This is a genomic window from Flagellimonas myxillae (assembly GCF_023502235.1).
In the GTDB taxonomy this organism is placed as follows: Bacteria; Bacteroidota; Bacteroidia; order Flavobacteriales; family Flavobacteriaceae; genus Flagellimonas; species Flagellimonas myxillae.
In genome coordinates this window covers 981,741-998,946 of the sequence record NZ_JAMFLY010000001.1, presented here as the reverse complement: position 1 = coordinate 998,946, position 17,206 = coordinate 981,741, and the positions used below count along the sequence as shown (strand labels likewise).

Sequence of the window (17,206 nt, the reverse complement as noted above, 5' to 3'; positions counted from 1 at the left end):
AGCTAGTCGTAAATTTTATTGTTCTCGTCCCCGCCTGCTATCAAAAAGGCAATTAGATCACTTAGTTCTTTCTCGTTTAATCTATTTATTAAACCCGCGGGCATTGCAGATTGTATAGATTCTTCAACTTTAACGATATCCGTTCTTTTTATGGTACTTGTAATATCGGGAGAGAATGGATTTATACTTACGATAATATCGTCGTCTCTTTCTTCTACTAGCCTTCCTATAACGGTATTGCCATTTTTTAAGTGATAAATAGTGTTTCGATATCTGTCTGAAACCGTTTTTGAAGGATTCACAATGGCCTCTGCCATGTCTTTAATTGTAAAGCGGGTTCCTATTCGTGTCAATTCAGGCCCTGAATTGCCTCCAACACCTTTTATGCTATGGCATGAAACGCATAATGATGCCCTATAAAAGTTTTCTCCATTGGCAAAGTCTGCGTCCTTTTTATTTTCCGTAAATGCTTTTTCAACCTGTGCTACGGTATAGTTTTTTCCTGGACCTTCTGGCATTCTAACATTTTTCATCAACGCTGCTTGTTGGTTCATGGATTCACTTGCCAAGGACTCAAAATAGGCCCTTTCCCCATCTGGAACATTTACCAAGGCTTTGCGCTGAATGGCTTTTATAAAATTTGCATATTGTTTACCTCCAGACTTTTTTAATGCTCTGTTGTACCATCTAAAATAGCGTTCCCGTAATTCCTTTGTCCAACCAGATTTAACCTCGCTCAGACTTTTGGCATAGCTGATATTTTGCTGATTGGGCATATTTTTGAGCATGTTTTCCACATCCTTGCCATACTGATCACTTCTTTGGGTAACATCACCAGATAAATAATTTGATTTTAGATTGGCGGTAATGGTATCATGCTCCATTTTATAAATTGTAGCCTCCAAAATTTCAGATGCATCGAGATAACTCAACAATTTTGTTATTTGCCTATTGAGATATTCCGATTCTTTTAAGTGAACCGGTAATAATTTAGTAGCTATTTCCCCTTTTAAGGATGCATCAATATTTTGATTGCTTCGTATCATCAATAATTCCAAAGCCCTTACGAAGTCTATCTTTTCTAGTGCCGTTAAAGCTGTCCAATCCAATTCCATCAAGGTTTGTAACGCCACTACTCTATCGCTGTCCTCACCCTGATGGGCTATGGCAATCGCTAAGGCAATTTTCCTTAAAACCCTTTTTTCCTCAGCTACTTTATGTTTCCATTTATCCACATCTTGATTTTCCAAAGCTACTCTGGATGAAAATCGAATATATCTATCCTCATGATCCAAATTTTCAACAAGAAAATCGATGTGCCCAGGACTTTTTATGGTCTGATAACTTTCAATATTCTTCCTAAGATTTCTTTCCTTTTCGCCTAATTTGTTTGGTGTTGGCTGCTTAACCTCATTATTTAATTTTCCGGTATAGGTTATTTTATACAAAGCTGACTCCAATCGCCTTCCTCCCGTTAAGAAATACAGTGCGCCATCATTTCCTACAATTCCATTGGTCATCGGCAAAGGCACTCCTGAAATAAACTCGGTAATTTCAGCGGTATAACTACTTCCTTTGGGTGTCAAATTGGCAAAATACATGGTGCCGTAGCTCCAATCAAATAGATAAAATCCATTCTGATAATAAGCTGGGAATTTCAACCCTTCGCCTTCCAAAACTCCTGTTGGAGATCCTTGTCCTAAATTTGCAACACTGGGTAAATTGTCCGGAAATTCAGCATCAAATTTTCCTGTTCCTGTACGCCAGCCAAAATCGCCCCCACTGGTTAAATGGCAGAATCTAATAGGCCTATACCACGGCATTCCCATATCGTATTCCATATCAGAATCGAACCCAAATAATTCTCCATCGGGATTAAAAGCAATATCGAAAGTATTTCGAAGTCCTACATTTACAAGTGTCCAATCCTTGCCGTCAAAATCAGTTTTAACCACCCAACCACCAGGAGCTTTTACGTTATTTGCATGACCGCTAGGGTCTTTGATAACAGGCAATAAATTATCTTCTCCCCAATTCTTGGGTATAACGCTTCCAATATCTTCAGGAATATCGGTATGGTTTCCTAAAACCATATATAATGATTGTCCGTCTGGAGCCAAGGTTATGTTGTGTGGACCATGTTCTCCCCAACCCTTAAATGCGCGAAGCATCTTAACCGTATCAAACTCATCATCATTGTTTGCATCGGTTATTTTGTACAAACCGCTTCCAATGTTTAAGTCGTTTTTGCTACTTGCGTTTACCATGGCGTACAACATATTTTCATGCCAAAGTAAACCTTGCGCCATGCCAATTTTTATATCAATCTTTTTGACCTCAACGCTGTCTACATTGTTTTCTGCAGTAGGTAAGGTAACCCTGTAAACCGTTCCGTATTGGTCAGAGGCATACAAACGTCCCTTATCATCCTTGGTTATGCTCACCCAAGATCCTTGCTCACGCTCACCAGGGCTATATAATTTTTCTATTTCAAAACCTTCCGGAAGGGTTATATCGTTCATGGTGATTTGATCCGTAATAGGCCCGGAAAACTCCTCCCCACAGGAAACCATAAAACTTAAAATGGAAATAAGCAGGGAAGCCTTAAATAATCCTAAAACAAGACTTTGACCCGTAGTCCCTTTTTGATAGTTACGCATATCTAGATTTGTATTTCTTTAGTGTTAAACTGTAGTGCATTTGGAAAAAGTTGTGCAAACCGTCTTTTGGCCGTAAACCGTAACATTCACCTTTGGTTATGATCAGAACACTGAATCAAATTACAAGAAAATAATGGGGTATTCACAAACAGGGTGCAAAATCAAGTGTTTTGGAACCGATAAGGTTGCCGAAACCCATCGGCATTCAATGCAATTTGGCATACACAGAACATGGGATTATTTTATGCTTTGTTCAACATTAACCTGCTTAAAAAATATTCAGCAAAACGATTGATTCATTATCAGTTCATCTTTCTACGTACCCTTTTTTTTTAGTTCACTCAATAATTTCACTTCTTTTTTATGCAAATGGAAATACGTGTTTTTGTCGGCAAATTATGATTCAAAAAAGAATAAGTATTGATGTGCAAGAGCTAAATTTGTCAACCCAAAAACAAACACATAGATAATGACATTCGTAGGTAAAAAATTTCCAAACTTAGAGGTAAATGCAATGGACAAATCCGGGAACACATTCAAATTGAATGTGCTAAAAAAAGCCCAAGAGTCCAATAAAAAAATAATCCTGTTTTGGTATCCAAAGGATTTCACCTTTGTATGTCCAACGGAATTACACGCTTTCCAAAAGGCACTGGAAGAATTCGACCACAGAAATACCATGGTCATTGGAGCTTCATGCGATACGGCTGAGGTTCACTTTGCTTGGTTGAACACTCCTAAGAAAAACGGTGGAATTGAGGGCGTATCCTATCCATTGTTGGCAGACAGCAACCGAAATCTTGCTTCCACCCTAGGTATTTTGGACATTACCGACGAAAAATACGATGAGGAAACCAAAGTCTTTACCGTAGAAGGTGACAACGTTACCTATAGGGCTACCTACCTTATTGATGAAGAAGGAACTGTTTTCCACGAAAGTGTTAACCACATGCCCTTGGGCAGAAACGTTTCTGAATTCCTCAGGTTGATAGATGCCTATTCCCATGTACAGGAAAAAGGCGAGGTTTGCCCTGCAAACTGGAACAGCGGGGAAGAAGCTATGAACGCTGATCGTAGTGGGGTGGCTGAATACCTATCAAAACACGCCAATTAGGGCTCTAGGGTTGCTTCAAAGGAGGTCTTGGAACAAGCCTTTAAAAATAACTTGGAATGGCCCATTTGAAAGATTTTTCAAATGGGCTTTCTTTTTTACGGGCTGCTCTGGATTATTTAGTAATTTCATCCCTCTTAAAATTTTATATATGGCATCAATAACACTTGGTGGGAATCCCGCCAATACGGTCGGGAACCTTCCCGCAATACAAACACAGGCACCTTCATTTACACTTACCAAATCCGATATGTCCACCAAAACACTGGAAGACTATAAGGGAAACAAGGTAATCTTGAATATATTTCCGAGTGTGGATACTGGAACATGCTCGCAATCTGTCCGGCAGTTCAATGAGGAAGCTGCTGAACTGCCTGGGGTCAAAGTACTCTGCATTTCCAAGGATCTTCCCTTTGCCCAGAACAGATTTTGCGGCGCAGAGGGCATCGAAAATGTGGAGATGCTTTCCGATTATAAAACAGGGGCTTTTGGTCAAGCTTATGGTCTGACGTTCGCCGATTCTGCCTTTGAATCCTTGTTGAGCCGATGTGTGGTGGTTCTGGATGTATCCGGAACCGTATTGTATACCGAGCAAGTGCCAGAAACCGGAAACGAACCCAATTACAAAGCTGCTTTAGAAGCCTTGATGGATGCCTAAGGATTCCTTTTTCATCAATAGGATAAAAAGTGTTGGTTATGCCATTAAAGGGCTATTTCTGTTGTTACGGACCGAAGCCAGCATCAAAATCCAATTTGTAATCGCCCTGCTGATGACCGCGGCCGGTTTTTATTTTGAAATTTCAAATTTGGAATGGATGGCGCAGCTCCTTTCCATAGGTTTGGTCATGGGCATTGAAGGAATGAACACAGCCGTAGAAAAAATTTCGGACTATATCCAACCCAACGAGGATCCAAAAATCGGTTTCATAAAAGATATCTCCGCAGGAGCCGTTATGATAGTATCCATTATTGCCTGCATCGTGGGAATGATTATTTATATACCTAAATTCGTTTAAAGACATCCGTATCCAACGCAAGCAACGTAAATTTGTAAATTAGCCCCGTTATTAATCAATTGCATGGCAAAGAAGAGGACAAAATCCAAACCTAAATCCGCCACAAAAAAAGTATCACTTAAGCCGTCCAAACAAAACAAGATTATTTTGGGCAGTCTCCTTATTGTGTTCAGTATTGCCCTGTTCTTCTCCTTTATGTCCTACTATTTTACTTGGCAGGAAGACCAAAGCCTGCTTTCCGAATTTAGGGACCGTAATGAACAGGCCAGCAATCTGCTGAACAAGTTTGGGGCCGCAGTCAGTCACTTTTTCATGTACAAAGGTTTCGGCTTGGCTTCATTTGTTTTCCCTTTACTCCTGGCCGTTACCGGGCTTTATCTCTTTTTGGGATTGAACGGAAGAGGACTTGTGGGTAAATGGATTTGGGGATTGATTGGAATCATCTGGGTTTCCAGTGCGCTTGGTTTCTTTGCTACGGAGCAACCGCTTTTAGGGGGTCTTATCGGCTACGAAATGAACGATTTTCTCCAAGATTACACCGGCAAAATTGGCGTCTTCTTGATCTTGCTCTTTATGCTGACGGTCATTTTGGTTCGGCTATTCAACTTTAGCCCAGAAGGTATCGGCAACTATTTTAGGAAGCAAAGGGAAAGCCTGAAATCGGATTTTAAAAAGAAGGAATCCCCTACTCCGGTTGTGGACACCACTGAAAACAGTATAGAATTAAGTGCCGAAGAGGAACCTGTACTCGTTGATACCTACACCCATAAAAAGGACATCCCCCCTCTTAGGCCGGAAGCTGGATTGGATGTTAACCTACCCGAAGAAGAACCCGAAATTGACCTAAAGGTTGAGGCCGTAAAAGAGGAAAAGGAAGAGAAGGACATCAAGGCGGAGAAATTGGTGAAGGATTTTGGGGAATTCGACCCCAAGTTGGAATTGGGCAACTACAAATTCCCGATCATTGACCTCTTGGAACCCCATGGGGCCGCAAGTGGCATTACCATCAACCAAGAAGAACTCGAGGAAAACAAAAACCGAATTGTAAGTACCCTCAAAAACTATAAGATCGGTATTGCCCAAATAAAGGCCACTATCGGGCCCACTGTTACCCTCTACGAAATTGTTCCAGAGGCAGGAGTCCGGATTTCCAAGATCAAAAATCTTGAAGACGATATAGCCCTGTCCTTGGCAGCCTTAGGAATTCGGATAATTGCTCCGATTCCAGGTAAGGGTACCATCGGTATCGAGGTGCCCAACAAAAATGCCTCTGTGGTCTCCATGCGTTCGGTAATCGCTTCCAACAAGTTTCAAAAGGCCGAGATGGAATTGCCCATTGCCTTTGGAAAGACCATCAGCAATGAAACCTTTGTCGTGGATCTGGCCAAAATGCCGCACATGCTTATGGCCGGGGCTACCGGGCAAGGTAAATCCGTAGGATTGAACGCAGTGATTACCTCGCTCTTGTATAAAAAGCACCCGGCAGAAATCAAGTTTGTTTTGGTGGACCCTAAAAAGGTGGAACTAACGCTATACAACAAAATTGAACGGCATTTCTTGGCCAAACTCCCTGATTCTGAGGATGCCATTATCACGGACAATACCAAAGTAATCAACACCCTGAATTCGCTTTGTATTGAAATGGACAACCGATACGAGCTGTTGAAGACAGCCATGGTCCGTAACATTAAAGAATATAACGTCAAATTCAAGGCGAGAAAACTGAATCCGAACGACGGACACAAGTTCCTGCCCTATATTGTTTTGGTGATCGATGAGTTTGCCGACCTGATTATGACGGCCGGCAAGGAGGTAGAAGCTCCTATTGCGCGCTTGGCCCAATTGGCCAGGGCCATTGGCATCCACCTGATCATTGCAACACAAAGGCCTTCGGTCAATGTTATTACAGGGATTATCAAGGCCAACTTCCCCGCTCGGATTGCGTTTCGGGTAACCTCAAAAATTGACTCCAGAACTATTTTGGACACCCAAGGCGCGGACCAACTTATTGGTAGAGGGGATATGTTGTTCACCCAAGGAAATGATGTCACCCGACTGCAGTGTGCCTTTGTGGATACGCCCGAGGTGGCAAAAATTACGGAGTACATCGGTTCACAGCGAGCCTATCCAGACGCCCATTTACTGCCAGAGTATGTAGGTGAGGATTCTGGCACGGGGATTGATTATGACATTGCGGACAGGGATGCCATGTTCCGAGAAGCGGCAGAAGTCATTGTAAATGCCCAGCAAGGTTCCGCATCGCTCATCCAACGAAAATTAAAATTAGGATATAACAGGGCCGGAAGAATCATTGATCAATTGGAGGCCGCCGGTATCGTGGGGCCTTTTGAAGGTAGTAAGGCCAGACAGGTTTTGGTCCCCGACATATTTGCCCTGGAACAATTATTGGAAAATGAAACAAAATAATACCATGTTCAGAAGATTATTTCTCTTTATCGGACTTTTTACCATCGGATTTATAGCAAACGCCCAGAATGCTTCCAAAGCCAAAGCGCTTTTGGAAGAGGTATATGCAAAGGCAACAAGCTATGACAACATCTATATAGACTTTAGCTACGGTCTCGAAAATACTGAGGCCAACCTCAATCAGGAATCCAATGGAAATGTAACCCTCAGCGGAGACAACTATCTGCTGGATTATTTAGGCGCACAGGTCATGAGCGATGGTTCCAAGGTCTATACCATCGTTCCCGAAAATGAAGAGGTGACCATCGACGCGATTGCTGAGGACGAGAACAATATTACCCCTTCCAAAATGTTGACCTTTTACAGGTCGGGGCATAACTATGCCTGGGATATCCTTCAAAATGTAGGGGGACGAAAAATACAATATGTGAAGTTGACCCCTATCGATTCCAACACCGAGATAAAGTCCATCTTATTGGGTGTGGATATGGGCACCAAACACATCTACAAGCTTATCCAAACCGGAAAGAACAGCACAAAAACCACGATTACCGTTAATTCTTTCAAAACCAACCAACCATTGTCAAGTACACTGTTTACCTTTAACGCGAAAAAATACGAGGACGACGGGTATTACATCATAAGAAACTAGGCATTGAAGATACTTGACCGGTATATATTATATAGGTTTCTCTATAATTTCTTTAGCTCCTTTTGCATCCTTATCGTCATATTCATTTTTCAAGGAATATGGCTTTTTATAGATGACTTGGCGGGAAAAGGACTTGGCATAGTGATTATTGCCAAGTTCATTTTTTACTTTATCCCAACCCTGGTGGATAAAGTGCTGCCACTGACGGTGCTCTTGTCCTCTATACTTACTTTTGGAACCTTTGCGGAAAACTACGAGTTCGCTGCCATGAAGGCATCCGGGATTTCGTTACAGCGCGGGATGCGAAGTTTGATCGTCTTTGTGCTCTTTCTGGGCGTTGTCACTTTCTTCTTTGCGAACAACATCATCCCAAAATCTGAACAAAAGATGTTCAACCTTAGGCGTAATATTGCCAAGGTAAAGCCCGCTGCGGCCATAACGGAAGGGGTGTTTAGTGATTTCGAAGGAACCGGCGAGGGCATGAACATTAAAGTGGAGCGAAAATATGGAGAGCAAGACCGATTTCTGGACAATGTGATCATCCACAAGAAAACCAAACAAGCGATCAACAACACGGTTATCAAGGCCAAATCTGGTGAACTGATCAGTAGCGAGGACTCCGATATTATCCAGTTGGTGTTGAAGGATGGTAACTATTACGAAGAGCTGAAACCCAAGAACAGTAAGGAAAAAAGGAAGCATCCTTTTGCCAAAGCCCAGTTCGAGACCTATACCATAAATATCGATATTTCCGAGCTTAACAACCAGGATTTGGAGGAAGACGGAAACATAACCACGGACAAAATGAAAAATGTGTTCCGCTTGGTGAAGGATATCGATTCCTTGGGCAAAAACAATTTGGAAAAGGTAGAGGCCTTCTCCAAGAACATTATTACTCGGATGGGAGCATTTCCCACGCCCAAAGTGGAGGACAGTATAAAGACTACGAGGGAAATCACTGAGTCCAGAAAAGGAATTACCGATAAGAAAAAGGCACAATACGATAGTATCTCAACCCTAAAGGAGTTTATCAATACTCTAGAGCAATGGCAGCAAATGCAGGTGTTGAGCTCTGCTAGGACTTCGACCAAGGGAATTTTGACCACGGTGATCGGAAAAAAGGAGGAACTCCAAAAACGCTTTAAGTTTTACAATAGCCATATTCTGTCCCTTCACAAAAAATACGCCTTGGCATTCTCTTGTATCATCTTGTTTTTTGTTGGTGCTCCACTGGGAGCCATCATCAGAAAAGGTGGTTTGGGATTGCCTATGGTTATCGCGATCATGTTGTTTTTGGCCTATTATTTCATCGGGGTTTTTGCAGGGAACTATTCCAAGGAAGGCAACGTCCACCCAGCACTTGGAGCTTGGTTGTCCACACTGATCATGTTGCCATTGGGGATTTTGCTCACCAAAAGGGCAACGGCAGATCGAGGGTTGATGGGTGACGGCAATCTTCTTAGTCGTATTGGGGCACTCTTTCGTAAGGCTCAAAAATCGGATAAGGCAGAAGATCCAAAATCCATTAAATTGGATGATTTACGAGAGTTTAATCTGGAAGAAAGCACCTCAACCTTGACTGAGGATGAACTTGGACTGTTAGTGGATTCGCTTGAATTCATCAAGAACCATAAAAACAATTTGAACAATTCCAATATCGCCGAATTTATGTCCATTCACAGGAGAAACGTAGATTCGCTGAGCCAAATCAGCAAAGAAGACGAATCTGGAATAATTTTCAATCAAATTACAAACTACCCAATTTTAGAAGCATCAGAATTGGATGAGTATTTGAATAAAGGCAATAAACACTGGACCAATAATAGAACATCATTCATTGATTTAATTATTATGATTTGGGAGTTTCTGAAAAGAGAGAGGAAAAGTGAAGATGACGTAGCTTTTAAACTTCAACAGATAGCTGAAACCAACAATCATTTAATTCTTATTCTTAAAAACTCAAATAGCTAGAGTCTTAAAAGCTGACCAATAATGGGCAAAACGCAACTCAACACCATAGAAGAGGCCATAGAGGACATCAGACAGGGGAAGGTAATCATTGTGGTTGATGATGAGAATCGTGAAAATGAAGGTGATTTTCTGGCTGCCGCTGAACTGATCACCCCTGAAACGGTCAATTTTATGGCCACCCACGGTCGGGGGCTTATATGCGTTCCTCTTACCGAAGGGCGTTGCGAAGACCTCGGACTTCATAAGATGGTCTCCCACAACTCTGACCCGCTGGAAACTGCCTTTACCGTATCGGTGGATTTACGCGGTAATGGGGTTACTACTGGAATTTCTGCCGGGGATAGGGCTAAAACCATTATAGCGCTCACTGAACAAGGCACCAAACCGCATGATTTGGCAAGACCGGGGCATATATTTCCTTTGATCGCCAAGGAAGGTGGCGTGTTGAGGCGAACCGGACATACGGAGGCTGCCATCGATTTTGCTCGCTTGGCGGATCTTAAGCCGGCAGGTGTTATTGTGGAAATCATGAATGAGGACGGCTCCATGGCACGATTGCCACAGCTCCAGGAAGTGGCCAAAAAGTTTGATCTTAAGATTGTTTCCATCGAGGACTTGATTGCCTATCGTATGGAACATGATAGCTTGATCGAACGCAAGGAAGCTTTTGACATTAAAACCCGATTTGGGGATTTTCGTCTCCGGGCCTATAAACAGACCACCAATGATCAAGTTCACATTGCTTTGACCAAAGGACATTGGAATTCCGGAGAACCGGTATTGACCCGAATCAACTCCACTTTGGTGAACAATGACATGTTGGGCACCCTCACCAACAATCCCGATGAACGCTTGCAACACATGTTCGATGCCATCAATGCTGAAGAAAAAGGTGCGATGATTTTTATAAATCAGGGCAACCAGCGCATGAATTTACTCGGACGTTTGGCCGAATTGAAAAAACTACAGAGCCAGGGTATCATGAAGGCGCCAAAAATTGACATGGACACTAAAGATTTCGGTATTGGGGCACAAATACTTCACGACTTGGATATCTCCAAAATCAGGTTATTGACCAATTCAAGACAAACCCGACGAGTGGGTATGGTTGGCTATGGACTTGAGATTGTGGAGTATGTCGGCTACTAATTGTTAAGTTTTAGATTTTGAACTTTGGGTATTCACAATTCAGATATCTGACTTCTGAGATTTGATTTTTGGACTTTAGCCTTTGGATTTTGGAATTTGGAAGTTTGCCCCATAACCTAAGCATATAAAACACCTACCCTATTTTCCAGGTGTGCTATTCTTCCTCCATTAACCGTATCAACTCGTCTACCCTCTCCAATCTGGGAATAAATTCTTTTTTGACCGCCCTTTTATTTAACCAGTATGTGAATACACCAACCCCAATAAATGACGACAGGCCAACCCATACTTTCTTTATTTTAATAATTTCCTGCCAAGTTTTATTCAGTAAATCCAAAGAGCCAATCAAAAATATCGCGCAGCCCATTAAACCAGGAAGAATATACCAGTACAGTACACTTTCAATCAATCTCTTTTGTTTTTCCAGATAGCTCTTGCTCTCCTTTAAATATTCAAGATAGGAACTGGCTTCGCTTGGTTTTCCTTTTTTAGCTTTTAGAAGCTTATAAACAACAAATAAGATATAGGCCACAATCCAAATGGCTCCAATTTTTGCCAATAAATTGGGCTGCCGATAAACTTGGTATAAAAAAAGAGGGGTCATTAGTATTGCTACACTAATCTCTATGAAATCCCGTCTTTTAACAGCCCTATCAAAACTGTTTAATTTGGATTGCACATCCAGCATCAACTTCGACTTTTCAAACTTTATGCGCTCGTGCTTTGGCGAGGACTGCCAAATCTGGATCAACTCATTCTCAATCATAATTTTTCGTTTAGACAGTTCAACAATTTCTTTTTGATGCGTTTTACGCGAACGGCAACCGTGTTTTCCTTCAATCCCAAAACAGTTCCGATTTCTTTATAGGGAAGTTCTTCCAGATACAGGGTGATCACCGCCTTGTCAATTTCATTGAGACTCCTGACACATTGCCGCAACAAGTCCAATTTGTGTCGGCTTTCGCTTTCTTCTTGCTGCTCCCCAATCTGTTCAATGGTAATACTTCCAATTTGGGATATCCGATTTTTGGCCCTTTGCAGGTTGGAGCGATATCTGAGTGCAACATTGAGGGTAATCCGGTACATCCAGGTAGATAAGGACGCATCTCCTTTGAAATTGGGCAGCGCCTTCCAAATATGGATCAACACCTCCTGAAATAAGTCCTTGGTCTCTTCTGGGTTGGTTGCGTAGGAATAGCAAATACGGAACAGCTTTTCCTGGGACTTTTCCAACGCATTTAGGAAGGTACGCTCTAAATCTTTGTTCATATGGATGGTTGCCTTTACCCTTTTAGTTACAGGTCAGTTGAAAATATGACATGGAACGCAAAAAGAACAACCCTTAAAGTGGAAAAAATGGAATTTTATGCCCCTTGGATGATGTTTTGGAGCACCTCTGCCATGGTTTTGGCCCGCTGGTGTACTTCCTGCTCGGTCCAACCCAATTTGATCAAACAGGACAAATTGCGACCCACCCAATGGTCAGAAGCGGAAAAATCTGCTTTTTCATAATCAGGAAGAGCCTCCAAAACCTCCTGGGGCAGTTTTCCCAAGGACTTCTTATGGGTCAAGTGTTCCCATTTGCGGTAATAGTGCCAATTATTATCGAACCAATAAAAACAGCCATCCACCCTTGCTTCACCGAGGGCGTTTTGGGCTTTTTTTGCCAGTTCTTCCGAAGGAAGGAAGAAACTAAGGAAGGAATAGTTCTCCTCACCGCCATCGGGAACGCTCCGGAACTGAACGCCTTCGATTGCTGACAAAGCCTCTCGCATTATGGTATAGTTCTTTTTTTGAATCGAGATAAAGTCATCCAAGCGGGAGAGTTGTGCCAAACCTACAGCTGCATTTAGCTCAGAAATCCGGTAATTGTAGCCCAAAAAGGGATGCGTTTCTGCTCCCCTGTCATTGCCGATATGATCATGTCCGTGGTCAGAGTATTTATGGGCATTTTGATAATAGGCTTCGTTGTTGGTCAATACCGCACCACCTTCTCCACAGGTAATGGTCTTTACATAATCAAAAGAAAAACATCCCAAATCGCCAATGCTTCCCAATGGTTTTCCGCTATAGGTCGCCCCAATAGCCTGACAGGCGTCTTCCAACAACAATAGCCCATGTTGGTCACAAATGGCTTGCAGTGCATCCAAGTTTGCCATTGACCCGCACATGTGCACTGACATGATCACCCTGGTTTTGGGCGTGATGGCCTGTTGAACTGCCTTTGGATCTAAGGTCAGGGTATCGTCCACATCGACCAAAATGGGAATTGCTCCCAATGCCAGGATGGATTCAAAACTGGCCACAAAAGTAAAAGTGGGCATGATAACCTCATCTCCAGCGCCAACCCCGGCGCTTGCCAAGGCTACGGTTAAAGCCGCTGTACCACTACTTACCAAATGTACATGGTCGGATTGCATTTTTTCCGAAAGGGCAGCCTCCAGTTCCTTGGCCTTCCAATGTTCGTTGCGCATGCCGTCAAAACCGTATCGCATCAACACTCCAGAGTCCAAGACATCGTTTACTTGTTTTCGTTCTTGCTCCCCAAAAAGTTCAAATCCAGGCATCTTTTATATTGTTAATGGTTATGTGTTGTTCGTTATTGGTTATTGGTTATTGATCATTGGTTATTGATAATTGGACATTGATTACCCAAAAAACCACAGTTTTATAGCCATTACAATAACCATAATTATTAAAAATATTTTTACGAATCCATCGCCTTTGTTTACCGATACACGGCTGGAAACCCAACCTCCCAATCCAGTACCAATGGCCAAGGTGAGCCCTGCAATCCAATCTACCTTATCATTTACTATAAAAACAGTCAAGGCCGAAAGTGTATAGGCCAAGACCACCGAAACTTTTGTAGCATTGACCCTCACTAAATTCATTCTGTTCACATAGTGCAAAAATAAAATGATGACAAACCCTATTCCTGCATTAATAAAACCACCATAAATTCCAATAAAAAAGAAAGCGATTATTCCAATCCAAAGGTACTTTCCCTTGGTTCGCTCTGCCAACTCTTCAACTTTTATTTTTGGTTTAAAGACTATGATCACCACTACCACCAACATAACAACGGCCAAGATTCGGTTGAAGGTCTCTCCCTTGATATCCACAGCAATTTGAGCCCCAATAATTGCTCCTATCAATGCGGATATTCCCAAGTATGCATTAAAAGGGAACGTTGATACGCCTTTGCTTTTGAACCCGGCGGTTGCCAAGGATGTTTGAATTACAATGGCCACCCTATTTGTTCCATTGGCCACGCTAGGCGGGAGCCCCATAAAAATGAGTGTGGGCAGGGCCAATAGGGACCCTCCACCCGCAATGGTGTTGATAAATCCCACGGCAAAACCGACCACAACCAAAAGTACATAATGGTACCACTGATCCATGGAGGCAAATGTAAGTGGTATAAATGGAATGGAAATCTTAAATAAAATAAAGTGTTCAGGTTTTTACGGAAATAAAAAAGCTTACTATATTTGCACCCGCCTTTGCAACGGTAAAAGGATGTAAAGGGCGGGCAAGCCCGCAAACATTGGAGGAATGGCAGAGTGGTCGAATGCGGCAGTCTTGAAAACTGTTGAGGGTCACACCTCCGGGGGTTCGAATCCCTCTTCCTCCGCAAAGAAAAGCTTCACCTTGGTGAAGCTTTTTTATTTTTTGGAGCAAACATTACTGGTTTCAATTTGCAATAAAAAATAAAAATGGCGCTATTAGGAGTTTTTCATGGTATTGGATTCCAATTCGGGATGTATCTCTTGCAATGAAGCCCTCTTCCCCCGCAATAAAGCTTATAACTTGATAACAGAAATTTGATGTGGTATCTTTAGGCAATAACCCTATTTGTGGATTTTAGTATACTTACCAAACTTCCAAAAATATATCACAGAGAAATTCTCGAACTGTGGAACAATGAATATCCAGAAAAATTGAACTATAAAAACCTTGGGGAATTCGAAAGCTATCTCGAAAATTTATCGGAACAATCACATATTTTGGTGAAAGATGCAAGTGAGAAAATACAAGCTTGGTATTTTGATTTCACTCGTGAAAACGAAAAATGGTTCGCCATTATATTAAGTTCCAAGGTTCAGGGCAAAGGTCTCGGGACCAAGATTTTGAACATGGCCAAACAAAAAGAATCCATACTGAATGGTTGGGTAATCGATCACAATAAGGATCATAAAAGGAATGGTCAGCCCTACAAATCCCCCTTGGGGTTTTACTTGAAACATGGATTCAAAAAAATACCGGAAACTAGATTAGAACTTGACCACATATCAGCCGTTAAAATAAAATGGAAAAAACAGACTACATGAAACAAATTACTGCAATGCTACTCTTGCTATGCACAACCTTTGCAACTGGACAAATTGAAATCGGAACCACTTATTATTCCGATAAATATGGCTATAAACAAGTGCATAAAGGAGCTTTTAAAAAGGAATTGAAAAAAGAAAATGACAGTGTGGTCTCCGAATTGTTCTCCAAAACCAAAAGTGGACAAATTATATGGACGAAGGCATATTTGGGCGAACAACCCTATGGCATTTGGAAGTGGTTCGACAAGAAAGGAAATGTTGAATCCGAACGGAATTATGATTTTGTCTTGCAATATGGAGAGTTGGTTCCTGAAAATGCAATCCGATACAAAGCATTGGGTATTGCCCCTATGTCAGATGAAAATTCCAAAATTATACAACAGCATATTCGAAAAAAGTTCCGCTATCCTGAAACAGCCCAGGCTAATGGAATTCAAGGAAGGGTCGGGATACAATTCACTATAGATAAGGATGGAAATGTGGGTAACTTACGAATTCTTGAAAAAGGGTATAAGTCGTTGGACACCGAATGTTTTAGAATAATGAATTCATTAAAAAAACTGAATCCGTACCAAAAAGATGGGCAAAATATTATGGTCCACTATACCATGCCCATTACATTTCGACTCCAATAATAGGATAAAACATCAGTGAACCATTCGCATTTTTCAAAACTGAATCCATGAAATATCTACTAGTCCTACTCCTGTTCGGTATTTCTGTCCATGGGCAAGAGAGGTCTTCGGGGACCATTTACTTGAGCAACGGAACCGTATTGCCAGGATTTGTAGAATTCTCCAGGATAGCGGCCGGTATTCAAAAAAAGAATCCAAGGGTATTTTATTGGGGCAATGAAACCAGTGGAAAAAAGCAAACCTTCAAGGCTGTGGAAGTGGACAGTGTGACAGTAAAACATCGAGGTGTTATTTACGCTATTCCAGTAGACAAGAAATGCAAAAAGTTGTTCTTCAAGGTATTGATCAATGGAAAACACCCCTTGGTTTGCTTCAACATGGTTCATATTGGCGGGCCGCTTTCCGGTTTTTATGGAGGCAGGTCCACCGAGTTTTGGCTTTGGAAGAAAAGTGACAATAAAGCCTATCCGTTAAAGACCATATACAGTGATCACTCTGCAAAATCCTATAAGCGAAAGGCGCGGGAATTTATGTATGAATGCCCCAGTTTGGCGACGGATTATAGCAATAAGGAAATGCGGAACATGGAAGCCGTGGAACTGTACAGTTTGTACAATAATTGCATTAATTAACAAAAATTGACGTGTATTTAGCACTTTTGCGATGCAAGATTATTTAGAATTGGCCGAAAAGAATGGAATTACCCTCATCGCCAAGGGAAGCTGCCAATTCTGTGGTGCAAATACCCAAAGGGGCATCCACGAATGTTTGGAAATTTTTGCGCTGGATCTTGAAAACATGGAACTTCATAGGAAGGAAAATCAAGTCTATAGATTTTACTTAGTAGATGCCCATGTTTTGCAACATCCGGAGATCCATGGTAGGTGGAGCAATCACTTGCACCTAGCCCGCTTGCATTTAATTTTCAATTACAAGGTAAATTGGTATTATCATCTAACCACCCAGTTAAGTAATTGTATAAATAAGTATAAGGTGGGTAGGCAAGATGAGTTTTTATCTCCTCCGGATATTCATAAAAGGGGTAAAATTACATCTACTGATATTGTGAAAGCTTATTCAGAAAAAAGTGACCTAATGCCCCTCTTAAAGAATTGGGCAAATGAGGTATACGATGCTTGGGAAGACAGTCACAAAACTGTGGATGGAATCGCAACCCAATTTTTGAACAGCGGTCTATAGAAATTTTCCAACTTTCCGTTATTTGTTGTTATAAAACCTGTCAAATCT

15 protein-coding genes, 1 tRNA gene and 1 pseudogene are annotated in these 17,206 nt (G+C 41.7%); 12 read left to right on the top strand and 5 right to left on the bottom strand.

Annotated features, from left to right (window positions below; translation table 11 throughout):
• Positions 1-2: 2 nt before the first annotated feature.
• On the bottom strand, positions 3-2,660 hold the full coding sequence (locus M3P07_RS04650) for a c-type cytochrome (protein ID WP_249968725.1): 2,658 nt from the start codon (positions 2,658-2,660) through the stop codon (positions 3-5).
• 469 nt (positions 2,661-3,129) lie between these two features.
• On the opposite strand from M3P07_RS04650, the gene M3P07_RS04645 reads away from it, so the two are divergent.
• The 7 genes and pseudogenes from M3P07_RS04645 (at position 3,130) to ribB (ending at position 10,986) form a co-directional block, all read left to right on the top strand.
• On the top strand, positions 3,130-3,774 hold the full coding sequence (locus M3P07_RS04645) for a peroxiredoxin (protein ID WP_249968724.1): 645 nt from the start codon (positions 3,130-3,132) through the stop codon (positions 3,772-3,774).
• A gap of 148 nt (positions 3,775-3,922) precedes the next feature.
• A complete protein-coding gene (gene tpx / locus M3P07_RS04640) occupies positions 3,923-4,429 on the top strand; it encodes a thiol peroxidase (protein WP_249968723.1) in 507 nt (168 codons plus the stop codon).
• Positions 4,422-4,787, top strand: coding sequence for a diacylglycerol kinase family protein (locus M3P07_RS04635; protein ID WP_249968722.1), 366 nt, complete (start codon positions 4,422-4,424; stop codon positions 4,785-4,787). The genes tpx and M3P07_RS04635 overlap by 8 nt, the downstream gene beginning before the upstream one ends.
• 63 nt (positions 4,788-4,850) lie before the next feature.
• A complete protein-coding gene (locus M3P07_RS04630) occupies positions 4,851-7,214 on the top strand; it encodes a DNA translocase FtsK (protein ID WP_249968721.1) in 2,364 nt (787 codons plus the stop codon).
• Positions 7,215-7,218: 4 nt separating this feature from the next.
• On the top strand, positions 7,219-7,866 hold the full coding sequence (gene lolA1 / locus M3P07_RS04625) for an outer membrane lipoprotein periplasmic chaperone LolA1 (RefSeq protein ID WP_249969443.1): 648 nt from the start codon (positions 7,219-7,221) through the stop codon (positions 7,864-7,866).
• Between the two features lie 3 nt (positions 7,867-7,869).
• A pseudogene (locus M3P07_RS04620) lies at positions 7,870-9,372 on the top strand (LptF/LptG family permease); the annotation flags it as partial.
• A 486-nt stretch (positions 9,373-9,858) separates the two neighbouring features.
• Positions 9,859-10,986 (top strand): 3,4-dihydroxy-2-butanone-4-phosphate synthase, encoded by a 1,128-nt coding sequence (gene ribB, locus M3P07_RS04615; protein ID WP_249968720.1) that lies wholly within the window; start codon positions 9,859-9,861, stop codon positions 10,984-10,986.
• A gap of 154 nt (positions 10,987-11,140) precedes the next feature.
• Here ribB and M3P07_RS04610 read toward each other — a convergent pair whose 3' ends face one another.
• From M3P07_RS04610 to M3P07_RS04595, 4 genes are all read right to left on the bottom strand, one after another.
• A complete protein-coding gene (locus M3P07_RS04610) occupies positions 11,141-11,752 on the bottom strand; it encodes a hypothetical protein (protein WP_249968719.1) in 612 nt (203 codons plus the stop codon).
• Positions 11,749-12,255, bottom strand: a complete 507-nt coding sequence (locus M3P07_RS04605) for an RNA polymerase sigma factor (RefSeq protein WP_249968718.1) — start codon at positions 12,253-12,255, stop codon at positions 11,749-11,751. Before M3P07_RS04605 ends, M3P07_RS04610 begins: the two co-directional genes overlap by 4 nt.
• A 95-nt stretch (positions 12,256-12,350) precedes the next feature.
• Entirely contained in the window at positions 12,351-13,553 is a 1,203-nt protein-coding gene (locus tag M3P07_RS04600) for a DegT/DnrJ/EryC1/StrS family aminotransferase (protein WP_249968717.1), read from the bottom strand.
• An 81-nt stretch (positions 13,554-13,634) separates the two neighbouring features.
• The gene (locus M3P07_RS04595; RefSeq protein WP_249968716.1) at positions 13,635-14,390 is read right to left on the bottom strand and encodes a sulfite exporter TauE/SafE family protein; all 756 of its coding nucleotides are present in this window, start codon (positions 14,388-14,390) and stop codon (positions 13,635-13,637) included.
• Positions 14,391-14,538: 148 nt separating this feature from the next.
• Between M3P07_RS04595 and M3P07_RS04590 the strand changes: the two genes are divergently transcribed.
• From M3P07_RS04590 to M3P07_RS04570, 5 genes are all read left to right on the top strand, one after another.
• Positions 14,539-14,623 (top strand) — tRNA-Ser (locus M3P07_RS04590).
• Between the two features lie 223 nt (positions 14,624-14,846).
• The gene (locus M3P07_RS17875; RefSeq protein ID WP_319946559.1) at positions 14,847-15,320 is read left to right on the top strand and encodes a GNAT family N-acetyltransferase; all 474 of its coding nucleotides are present in this window, start codon (positions 14,847-14,849) and stop codon (positions 15,318-15,320) included.
• Positions 15,317-15,958, top strand: coding sequence for an energy transducer TonB (locus M3P07_RS04580; protein WP_249968715.1), 642 nt, complete (start codon positions 15,317-15,319; stop codon positions 15,956-15,958). The genes M3P07_RS17875 and M3P07_RS04580 overlap by 4 nt, the downstream gene beginning before the upstream one ends.
• Positions 15,959-16,005: 47 nt before the next feature.
• Positions 16,006-16,590 carry a hypothetical protein gene (locus M3P07_RS04575; protein WP_249968714.1) on the top strand — a complete coding sequence of 195 codons (585 nt, stop codon included), beginning with the start codon at positions 16,006-16,008 and terminating at the stop codon, positions 16,588-16,590.
• Between the two features lie 31 nt (positions 16,591-16,621).
• A complete protein-coding gene (locus M3P07_RS04570) occupies positions 16,622-17,158 on the top strand; it encodes a DUF5946 family protein (protein ID WP_249968713.1) in 537 nt (178 codons plus the stop codon).
• The last annotated feature ends 48 nt before the right edge of the window (positions 17,159-17,206 follow it).

Bases quoted from the DNA above. Each gene is read 5' to 3' on its own strand.
- M3P07_RS04650 (WP_249968725.1), bottom strand. From the start codon at position 2,660: ATGCGTAACTATCAAAAAGGGACTACGGGTCAAAGTCTTGTTTTAGGA.
- M3P07_RS04645 (WP_249968724.1), top strand. From the start codon at position 3,130: ATGACATTCGTAGGTAAAAAATTTCCAAACTTAGAGGTAAATGCAATG.
- tpx (WP_249968723.1), top strand. From the start codon at position 3,923: ATGGCATCAATAACACTTGGTGGGAATCCCGCCAATACGGTCGGGAAC.
- M3P07_RS04635 (WP_249968722.1), top strand. From the start codon at position 4,422: ATGCCTAAGGATTCCTTTTTCATCAATAGGATAAAAAGTGTTGGTTAT.
- M3P07_RS04630 (WP_249968721.1), top strand. From the start codon at position 4,851: ATGGCAAAGAAGAGGACAAAATCCAAACCTAAATCCGCCACAAAAAAA.
- lolA1 (WP_249969443.1), top strand. From the start codon at position 7,219: ATGTTCAGAAGATTATTTCTCTTTATCGGACTTTTTACCATCGGATTT.
- ribB (WP_249968720.1), top strand. From the start codon at position 9,859: ATGGGCAAAACGCAACTCAACACCATAGAAGAGGCCATAGAGGACATC.
- M3P07_RS04610 (WP_249968719.1), bottom strand. From the start codon at position 11,752: ATGATTGAGAATGAGTTGATCCAGATTTGGCAGTCCTCGCCAAAGCAC.
- M3P07_RS04605 (WP_249968718.1), bottom strand. From the start codon at position 12,255: ATGAACAAAGATTTAGAGCGTACCTTCCTAAATGCGTTGGAAAAGTCC.
- M3P07_RS04600 (WP_249968717.1), bottom strand. From the start codon at position 13,553: ATGCCTGGATTTGAACTTTTTGGGGAGCAAGAACGAAAACAAGTAAAC.
- M3P07_RS04595 (WP_249968716.1), bottom strand. From the start codon at position 14,390: ATGGATCAGTGGTACCATTATGTACTTTTGGTTGTGGTCGGTTTTGCC.
- M3P07_RS04580 (WP_249968715.1), top strand. From the start codon at position 15,317: ATGAAACAAATTACTGCAATGCTACTCTTGCTATGCACAACCTTTGCA.
- M3P07_RS04575 (WP_249968714.1), top strand. From the start codon at position 16,006: ATGAAATATCTACTAGTCCTACTCCTGTTCGGTATTTCTGTCCATGGG.
- M3P07_RS04570 (WP_249968713.1), top strand. From the start codon at position 16,622: ATGCAAGATTATTTAGAATTGGCCGAAAAGAATGGAATTACCCTCATC.